Annotated in this window: 11 protein-coding genes; 6 read left to right on the forward strand and 5 right to left on the reverse strand. The window is 65.1% G+C overall.

The features are described from left to right. Window positions 1-1699 (forward strand): molecular chaperone HtpG (gene htpG / locus VFL64_RS04195; protein ID WP_489539131.1); only part of this gene is annotated, 1699 nt, incomplete at its 5' end. A 1-nt stretch (window position 1700) separates the two neighbouring features. On the opposite strand, the gene VFL64_RS04200 is transcribed toward htpG, so the two are convergent. The 3 genes from VFL64_RS04200 to VFL64_RS04210 form a co-directional block, all read right to left on the reverse strand. Beyond that, window positions 1701-2720 carry a serine/threonine protein kinase gene (locus VFL64_RS04200; RefSeq protein ID WP_489539132.1) on the reverse strand — a complete coding sequence of 340 codons (1020 nt, stop codon included), beginning with the start codon at window positions 2718-2720 and terminating at the stop codon, window positions 1701-1703. Between the two features lie 20 nt (window positions 2721-2740). Further along, a complete protein-coding gene (locus VFL64_RS04205) occupies window positions 2741-3445 on the reverse strand; it encodes a DUF2726 domain-containing protein (protein WP_489539133.1) in 705 nt (234 codons plus the stop codon). A 230-nt stretch (window positions 3446-3675) separates the two neighbouring features. Then, on the reverse strand, window positions 3676-4362 hold the full coding sequence (locus VFL64_RS04210; protein ID WP_489539134.1) for a GNAT family N-acetyltransferase: 687 nt from the start codon (window positions 4360-4362) through the stop codon (window positions 3676-3678). A 266-nt stretch (window positions 4363-4628) separates the two neighbouring features. Between VFL64_RS04210 and rplM the strand changes: the two genes are divergently transcribed. The 5 genes from rplM (at window position 4629) to erpA (ending at window position 7218) form a co-directional block, all read left to right on the forward strand. Beyond that, entirely contained in the window at window positions 4629-5057 is a 429-nt protein-coding gene (gene rplM / locus VFL64_RS04215) for a 50S ribosomal protein L13 (RefSeq protein WP_489539135.1), read from the forward strand. Between the two features lie 9 nt (window positions 5058-5066). Continuing rightward, window positions 5067-5459, forward strand: a complete 393-nt coding sequence (gene rpsI / locus VFL64_RS04220) for a 30S ribosomal protein S9 (RefSeq protein ID WP_489539136.1) — start codon at window positions 5067-5069, stop codon at window positions 5457-5459. Window positions 5460-5629: 170 nt separating this feature from the next. Next, complete coding sequence (locus tag VFL64_RS04225; protein ID WP_489539137.1) at window positions 5630-6337, forward strand: DUF6776 family protein; 708 nt, start codon at window positions 5630-5632, stop codon at window positions 6335-6337. 54 nt (window positions 6338-6391) lie between these two features. Continuing rightward, window positions 6392-6790 carry a bactofilin family protein gene (locus VFL64_RS04230; RefSeq protein WP_489539138.1) on the forward strand — a complete coding sequence of 133 codons (399 nt, stop codon included), beginning with the start codon at window positions 6392-6394 and terminating at the stop codon, window positions 6788-6790. Between the two features lie 50 nt (window positions 6791-6840). Further along, window positions 6841-7218, forward strand: a complete 378-nt coding sequence (erpA, locus tag VFL64_RS04235) for an iron-sulfur cluster insertion protein ErpA (protein WP_489539139.1) — start codon at window positions 6841-6843, stop codon at window positions 7216-7218. Window positions 7219-7262: 44 nt separating this feature from the next. Here the strand turns inward: erpA and VFL64_RS04240 are convergent, their stop codons facing one another. Both VFL64_RS04240 and VFL64_RS04245 read right to left on the reverse strand, forming a co-directional pair. Further along, window positions 7263-8366: an anhydro-N-acetylmuramic acid kinase gene (locus VFL64_RS04240; RefSeq protein ID WP_489539140.1), complete on the reverse strand. Its 1104-nt coding sequence runs from the start codon at window positions 8364-8366 to the stop codon at window positions 7263-7265. Between the two features lie 48 nt (window positions 8367-8414). Then, a partial coding sequence (locus tag VFL64_RS04245) for a M23 family metallopeptidase (RefSeq protein ID WP_489539141.1) occupies window positions 8415-9068 on the reverse strand: 654 nt, incomplete at its 5' end.

Below are 9068 nucleotides of genomic sequence, written 5' to 3' on the forward strand. Positions count from 1 at the left end.
CGAAGTGCGCGTGAGCTTCGACAAGGCGGCCAAGACCATCACCATCCGCGACAACGGCATCGGCCTGTCAGCGGAAGAAGCGGTGGCCAACCTCGGCACCATCGCCAAGAGCGGCACGCGCGAGTTCATGAGCAAGCTCGAGGGCGAACAGAAGAAGGACGCGCAGCTCATCGGGCAGTTCGGCGTGGGCTTCTACAGCGGCTTCATCGTGGCCGACCGCATCACCGTCGAATCACGCCGCGCAGGTGCCAAGCCCGAGGAAGGCGTGCGCTGGAGCAGCGAAGGCAGTGGCGACTTCGAGGTCGAGACCATCACCAAGCCGCAGCGCGGCACTGACATCATTCTTCACCTGCGCGAGGGTGAGGAAGAGTTCCTGAGCATGTGGAAGCTCAAGTCCATCATCGGCAAGTACTCCGACCACATCTCGCTGCCCATCCTGATGCAGAAGGAAGAGTGGGACCCGGAGAAGAGCGAGCAGACGCTCAAGGTCGACGAGTGGGCGCCGGTCAACAAGGCCGCCGCGTTGTGGACGCGCAGCAAGAGCGACATCACGCCCGAGCAGTACAACGAGTTCTACAAGCAGATCAGCTACGACAGCGAGGCACCTCTGGCCTACACGCACAACCGCGTGGAAGGCCGCAGCGAATACACCCAGCTGTTGTACGTGCCGGCCAAGGCGCCGTTCGACCTGTGGAACCGCGACAAGCGTGGCGGCGTCAAGCTCTACGTCAAGCGCGTCTTCATCATGGACGACGCCGAGGCGCTGATGCCGGTGTACCTGCGCTTCGTCAAGGGCGTGATCGACAGCGCCGACCTGCCCCTCAACGTGAGCCGCGAGCTGCTGCAGGAAAGCCGCGACGTGAAGGCCATCCGCGAAGGCTCGACCAAGCGCGTGCTGGGCATGCTGGAGTCGCTGGCCAACAGCGAAGACGAAGCCGAGCGCGCCAGGTACGCGGCCTTCTGGAAGGACTTCGGTGCGGTGCTGAAGGAAGGCGTGGGCGAGGACCATGCCAACCAGGAGCGGCTGGTGAAGCTGTTCCGCTTCGCCTCCACGCACGCCGACGATGGTGTTGCGCTGGCCGACTACGTGTCGCGCATGAAGGAAGGCCAGGAGGCGATCTACTACGTGACGGCCGACACGCTGGCCGCCGCCAAGAGCAGCCCGCAGCTGGAGATCTTCCGCAAGAAGGGCATCGAGGTGCTGCTGCTGACCGACCGCGTCGACGAGTGGATGCTGAGCCATGTCTACGAGTTCGAAGGCAAGCCGCTGCAAAGCGTGGCCAAGGGCTCGGTGGACCTTGGCAAGCTGCAGGACGAGGCCGAGAAGAAGCAGGCCGAGGAGGCCGCCACCGCCTTCAAGCCGGTGCTCGACCGCCTGAAGGAAGCGCTGAAGGACCGCGCGAAGGACGTGCGCGTCACCACGCGCCTGGTCGACTCGCCGGCCTGCCTGGTGGTGGAAGAAGGCGACATCAGCGGCCACCTGGCGCGCCTGCTCAAGCAGGCCGGGCAGACGGCGCCCAAGTCGCTGCCCACGCTGGAGGTGAACGCCGAGCACGCGCTGGTGAAGCGCCTGGACGGCAGCGCGCACTTCGATGAGCTGGCCCACATCCTCTTCGACCAGGCCCTGCTGGCCGAAGGGGGTCAGCTGGAAGACCCGGCGGCTTACGTGAAGCGGGTCAACGCGCTGCTGACGGCCTGATCTAGAGCGGCAGCCCGCCCAGCGCGGGCTCGCGCAGGGCTTCGAGCTGCTCGCGCATGCGGGTGATCTGCTCGCTCCAGTAGCTGCGCCCGCCGAACCAAGGGAAGGCGACCGGGAAGGCCGGGTCGGCCCAGCGGCGGGCGATCCACGCGCTGTAGTGGATCATGCGCAGCGCGCGCAGCGCTTCGACGAGGCGCAGCTGGCGCCAGTCGAACTCCATGAAGTCCTCATAGCCCGAGAGCAGGGTATAGAGCTGGCCCTGCATGGCCTGGCGGTCGCCCGATAGCAGCATCCACAGGTCTTGCATCGGCGGGCCCATCAGCGCGTCGTCGAGGTCGACGAAGTGCGGGCCGGCGTCGGTCCAAAGCACGTTGCCGGGGTGGCAGTCGCCGTGCAGCCGGATGGGCTTGTAGGCGCCGGCGGCGTCGAAGCAGCGGCGGACTTCGTCGAGCACGTCGTTGACGGCGTGTTTCCAGCCGTCTTGTGCCTCGATCGCAATCATTCCCGAGTCGAGCAGCCAGTCGCGCGGTGCTTCGCCGTAGGTGGCGATGTCGAGCGTGAGGCGGTGCGCGAACGAAGCCGTCGCACCGATGGCATGGATGCGGCCGATGAAACGGCCCAGCCACTCCAGGGTCGCCGGGTCTTCGAGTTCGGGCGCGCGGCCCGACTGGCGCGGGCTGACACTGAAGCGGTAGGGGCTCCCGGCGATGCTCACGTGGGCGAGGGTGCTGTCCCCGAGGCGCCAGGGCGCGATCACGGGGATCTCGGTTGCCGCCAGTTCGGCGGCGAAAGCGTGCTCTTCCAGAATCTGCGCATCACTCCATCGGCCCGGCCGGTAGAACTTGGGCACCACCACGCGGCCGTCTTCCAGGAAGACCTGGAACACGCGGTTCTCGTAGGAATTGAGCTGGATCAGCCGGCCGTCGCCGCGCAGGCCGACCGCATCCAGCGCGTCGAGAACGGCCTCAGGGGTGAGGCCGGCGTAAGGGGTGTCGTTGTTGTCGTGCGGCGCATGGGGCATGCGCGCATCGTACGCGCCGGTCAGTGGCGAGCGTTGGGCGAGGCCGAGGGGCCGTCGACGACCACGCCCGCGACATCGTCGCGTTCATCGTGCGCGCCGCCGATCACGGACGAAGGGCGATCCGGCAGGCCGGCAAACTCGCTCGACATGAATGCGTCGAGGCGGCTGTCGGGCGCAAAGAAGGAGTCCTGGAACAACGACGAGTCTTGCCACAAGGCCGTGCGTTCAGCACGGCGATGGGCCACGGTGTTGGCCAAGGTGTCGCGCGCCTGGTGCAGGGTGGGCATGGGCTGCGGTGCGCGCGATGCGGCGCCGCTGTGCGGCACCAGCAGTTGCAGTTCAGCCACCGAAGGCAGGTGGTCGGCCGGACAGCGCAGGTAGCGCACGCGGCAGGCCGACAGGACCGATTGCTTGATCTGCTGGATGCGGTGCGAACTGCCGCGCTCGGAGTCGAGATCGATGGCGGCCAGCACGCGCCCATTGGCGCTGCACACCGCGAAGGTCACGTGGTTGGTGCCCAGCAGGTCATACCAGTAGCGCACTTCGCTCTGGTCGGTGGGCTGGCAGAAGCGCACCAGGGGCAGCTTCGACAGGATGATGTGGTGTGGCAGCGCCTCACGCAGCAAGCGATAGATGCGGCGCTCATCGGTGCTGAAGACCGGCCGCCCGGCCAAGGCCCATTCCAGCGGCAGTGGCTTGGGGCGGGGCTTGCGAGAGCGCAGCATCAGCAAGACCAGAGCAAATGCCAGAAGGGCAACTGCAGCCAATGCGGCCCAGGGAAGCCAGGGGAGGTTGGGCACGTTCACGGCACGGACTCAGTGTGTCCACCACGGCGTCGACGAGACGCCAAAAATGGGGAAACTGAAAAGGATGCTACTTGTGGCGTTGCACCCCTCCCATCCCCGACATGGGTGTGGGAAAAGGCTATGGCGCGTGAGGTGCCGAGAGGCGCGGCTTACTCTGACGCAGTGCGGCGGGTTTCGCCCATGTGAGTCTTGACTTCAGAGACGACGTTCAGCCAGTCGTTCAGCCAATGGGCCTGCACTTTGAGTCGATAGTCGAACTCGGCGACCCGTGCGCCGACCATCTCACCCACTTGAGAAGAGAAGCTGTCCGGCGGAAGCTTCAGCCAGGCTTCTGATTCCGGACCATCGCGTTCGACCGTGGCACCGGCATTGCGCGCAATCTTGAGCATGGCGGTGTTCTCGCTCAGTGCATGGATGAACAGACGCTCGCAGCCACGGTTGCGGGCGTGCAGTACCGCATGCTCGAACAGCTTGGCACCGTAGCCCCGGCCGCGCGCGCGCTTGATGACCGATACGCCGAACTCGGCCGTGGCGGTTTCTCCTGCCGCGCCGGACACCGGCAGGTAGGCGAGATGGGCCATCGCGATCAGTTCCAGGCGTCGGTTGAAGATGCCGAAAACCTCGTCGCGCTCGAAATCCAGTGAGGTGACGTAACGGTCAATCTGCTCGTCGGTGGCGGGATAACCGAACCGAAGGTAGCGATCACTCTCTTGGAGAGAGAGGAGGTGATTGGCGATTCTTTCGCGATGTCGTTCGGATAGCGAACGAATCGGAACCCATGACAACCTCGCACCTTCGCCCGGTGCGGGAGAGAGCGGAGTGCCCGACGAATCCATGCTGACCTCGTATTGGTGAAAACCCTATGATTATCGACCATTCTCACTGCCACTGAACACCCGTGCCAAAGTTTCCTTGCGCACAAATAGCGGGCTTTCAGCTACACTAGAAGGCTTTCCCGTTCGGCTCCTGGGAAAGAGATACGACTGTCCGTGGTTTGAGAGGCTGCCTGGAAATAAGCAGCACCGAGAGCAACGCGGCATGTTCGACGATTGAGCCACATCCCGCCACGCCCGCCAAGGGTTGGGCATCTAGAAAGAACCTCATGAAGACCTTCAGCGCCAAGCCGGCCGAAGTGACGCACGAGTGGTTTGTGATTGACGCCACCGACAAGGTGCTCGGACGTGTTGCCAGCGAAGTGGCACTCCGTTTGCGCGGCAAGCACAAGGCCATTTACACGCCTCACGTCGATACCGGTGATTTCATCGTCGTCGTCAACGCAGACAAGCTCCGCGTGACTGGCAACAAAGCCACCGACAAGGTGTACTACCGCCACACGGGCTACCCCGGCGGTATCCGCGCCACGACCTTCAAGGATCTGCAAGCAAAGCACCCGGGCCGCGCGCTCGAGAAGGCTGTGAAGGGCATGCTGCCCAAGGGTCCGCTGGGTTACGCGATGGTCAAGAAGCTGAAGGTGTACGCCGGTGCCACGCATCCGCACACCGCCCAGCAGCCCAAGACGCTGGACATCTAAGGAGCGGTGATGATCGGAAATTGGAACTACGGAACCGGCCGCCGCAAATCTTCGGTGGCTCGTGTGTTCATCAAGAAGGGCACCGGCCAGATCCTCGTGAACGGCAAGACCGTTGAGCAGTATTTCGGCCGCCAGACCTCCATCATGGTCGTCAAGCAGCCGCTGGTGCTGACCTCCAACGATGCTGCCTTCGACGTCAAGGTCAACGTGCACGGTGGTGGCGAATCGGGCCAAGCCGGTGCGGTGCGCCACGGCATCACCCGTGCGCTGATCGACTACGACGAGACGCTGAAGTCCGTGCTCAAGCACGCAGGCTTCGTCACGCGCGATGCGCGTGAAGTCGAGCGCAAGAAGGTCGGTCTGCACGGCGCTCGCCGCCGCAAGCAGTTCAGCAAGCGCTGATCCGACAAAACCCTGCCCAGGTTTTTGTGCAAAAAGGCCGCTTTCGAGCGGCCTTTTTCATGGGCGACGGGGATGCACACACCTGCAAGGTTTCGACACAGGCTGTGGCCGGGTGGCGCTCCTACAATCGCGCCTCCCCCCTATTCAAGTGGCCTAGGAACCGCCCCCGAATGCGCTGGAAACTGTTACGCCGACGACTGTCGATCAGTGCGCCCCGCATGATCGTCCGCAGTCACCTACCTTGGCCCTTGCGCTGGGTGGCGGTGGCGTTGATGTTCGGTTTTTCCGCGGCCGTGTCGCTGTGGGCGTTCGAGTTCGGCAAGAGCATCGCCGGCCTGGACAAGGATGCCAAGGCCGAACTCGCCCAGTTGCGCGTCGAAGTGTCCAAGCTGCGCGAGGAGCGCGAGGGTGCCCAGTCGATTGCCAACACGGCCGAAAGCCTGCTGAAGACTGAGAAGGCGGCGCAGGAGCGCCTGGCGCAGCAGATCAAGCAGATCGAGTCCGAGAACATGGCCTTGAAGGCCGATCTGGGCTTCTTCGAGCGGCTGCTGCCCGCCAGCGTCGCCGGGCTGAACGTTCGGGCTCTGCAGGCCGAGGCGGCGCAGCCCGGGCACCTGCGGTTCCAGGTGTTGATCATGCAAATTGGCCGCAATCTGCCCGAGTTTGTCGGGCGCTACGACATCGTGCTGTCGGGCACACTGGGTGACAAACCCTGGACCATTTCCCAGCCCGGCGGCCCCAAACCCCTTCAGGTCAAGCAATCGGCTCGGCTCGAAGGCATGGTCGACTACCCGCAGGAAGCCGTGGTCAAGACCGTGCAGGTCAAGGTGACGGACAACCAGGGGAGCCTCAAGGCCACCCAGACCGTGAAGCTATGAACACCCTAGGGCGCAAGCGCTGGGCCGATCGACGTTGACGCCAGGAGTCACACCATGTTCGCGAAGAAGAAGCAGCCCCCCATCCGCACCCTGATCGGCGAGGGCACGGTCATTCGTGGCGAGTTGGTCTTCACCGACGGCCTGCGCATCGACGGCGAGGTGCAGGGCGACGTGGTGGCCGGCACCATGGAAAACAGCATCCTCGTGATCAGCGAAAAGGCCAGGGTGGTGGGCCAGGTCAAGGCCGGCCACGTGATCATCAACGGTCATGTGACGGGCCCGGTGCAGGCCGATGCCCTGCTCGAACTGCAGCCCAAGGCCGTGATCGTGGGCGACGTGAAGTACGAGGCGCTTGAAATGCACCAGGGCGCCACCATTGAAGGTGAGTTGCGGCCGCTGAAGGCGGAGGAAAAGCCCGCAATGATCAAGTTGGCAGCATCCAACGCCCAGTGAGGTCTTCGCCAGGGCGTGGATAATTGAGCCTTCGACTGGAAGGATTCCCCATGAGCGCCCTGGCAAACGAAGTTCACACCCCCGAGGCCGACGCACCCCCGGTGCCGCTTGTCTTCACCGACAGCGCCGCCAACAAGGTGAAGGAACTGGTCGACGAGGAAGGCAACCCCGACCTCAAGCTGCGCGTCTTCGTGCAAGGCGGTGGCTGTTCCGGCTTCCAGTACGGTTTCACCTTCGATGAAATCGTCAACGAAGACGACACCCAGATGAACAAGAACGGCGTCACTCTGCTGATCGATGCCATGAGCCTGCAGTACCTGGCCGGCGCCGAGATCGACTACAAGGACGACCTGCAAGGCGCCCAGTTCGTGATCAAGAACCCGAACGCGACCACCACCTGCGGGTGCGGTTCGAGCTTCTCGGTCTGAGACCCTTCAGCTCCCAGTGAAAGGCCGCCTTCGGGCGGCCTTTTTCATGCGGGATAGAGCGCGCCCAGCACGCGCGGGCCAGCGGCACCGGTGACGGCACTCAAGTTGCCGCTCTCGCCGTGCAGGTGCCGGTAGGCCAACCACGCGAAAGCGGCGGCTTCCACGTGCTGCGCCGGCAGACCGCGGTCGTCGGTCAGGCGCACGGCGATGCCGGGCAGGTGGTGGGCGAGGCGTCGCATCAAGTGCTTGTTGAGTGCGCCGCCGCCACACACCAGCAGCTCGGTCGCGCCGGAGGCATGTGCCTTGGTGGCTTGGGCGCAAGTGAGGGCGGTCAGCTCGCAAAGCGTGGCTTGCACGTCTTCTGCCGCCCAGGGCTGCTCCAGGCCTTGCATGCGCTGGCGCAGCCACTCGGCATTGAACAGGTCGCGCCCGGTGCTCTTGGGCGGCGCGGCAGCGAAGTAGGGCTCCTGCAGCAAGGCTTCGAGCAGCGTGGGCTGGATGCGGCCCGTGGCAGCCCAGGCACCGTCGGCGTCGAAGCGCTGGCCAATGTGGCGCAAGCTCCAGAGGTCCATCAGCACGTTGGCGGGGCCGCAATCGAAGCCGGTGGTCCGCCCGTCGGCGAGCAGGGCAGTGAGGTTGCTGATGCCGCCCAGGTTGAGCACGGCGCGCGTCTCGCCCGAGGTGCCGAACAGCGCGCGGTGGAACGCCGCCACCAACGGTGCGCCCTGGCCGCCAGCCGCCACATCGCGGCTGCGAAAGTCCGCCACGACCGCGATGCCACTGCGCTCGGCCAGGATGCTGGGGCTGTTGATTTGCGAGGTGTAGCCGAGCGCAGGCCGGTGGCGCACGGTTTGGCCGTGGCTGCCGATGGCGCGGACGGCCGAAGGAGCGACCTGCGCCTGTTGCAGGAGTTCGCCGACCACCTCCACGTACAAGCCGGCAAGGGTGTTGGCGGCAATGGCGCAGCGGTGCAGTTCGTCGGGCCCGGAGGTGTTGAGCGCCAGCAGCTCGTCACGCAGCGCTTCGGGGAAGGCGCGATAAGCGTGCGACACCACGGTCGGAATGCCGCTCGCCGAGAACTCGGCCAGCACGCCATCGACACCGTCGAGCGAGGTGCCGGACATCAGACCCGCAAACATTTCAGCCATCGCCGAATTGTGCAACGCGTCTGGCTGGACTGGGGTGCCTACTCGGCTTTACTCGACGTACGCGAGGTTGCTGGCCTGCGTCTCGGCGGTCTCCAACTGACGGCGCAGTTGCTGCGCGACCATCGCGAACTGCACGCGGGACGCGGGCGACAGCGTGATCGCTTCGGAGGTCTTGGCGATCACCAACGGGTTCTGCTGCTGGCCCTTGAGCTTGAACTCGAAGTGCAGGTGCGGCCCGGTGGCCCAGCCGGTCGCGCCGACCGCGCCGATGCGCATGCCCTGGTCGACACGCTGGCCCTTGCGCACGTCGATGCGGCTCAGGTGGCCGTACAGCGTGGTGCGGTCGTTGCTGTGGCGGATCTGGACGACGTTGCCGTAGCCGTTTTGCCAGCCGGCGAAATCGACCACGCCATCACCCACGCTGCGCACCGCGGTGCCGGTCGGGGCGCCGTAGTCCACGCCCAGGTGGGCGCGCCAGGTCTTGAGGATGGGGTGCATGCGCATCGAGAAGCCCGAGGTCACGCGCGAGAACTCCATCGGGCTGGCGAGGAACGCGCGGCGCTTGCTCTCGCCATCGAAGCTGTAGTAGCCGCCCTTGCTGTTGGGTTCCTGGTACCACACGGCCGAGTAGCTGCGGCCGTTGTTGACGAACTCCGAGGCCAGCACGCGGCCCGAGGCCTGGTTCCAGGTGATGGGCTCGCC

Source organism: Rhizobacter sp., from assembly GCF_035702065.1.
Lineage (GTDB): Bacteria > Pseudomonadota > Gammaproteobacteria > Burkholderiales > Burkholderiaceae_C > Rhizobacter.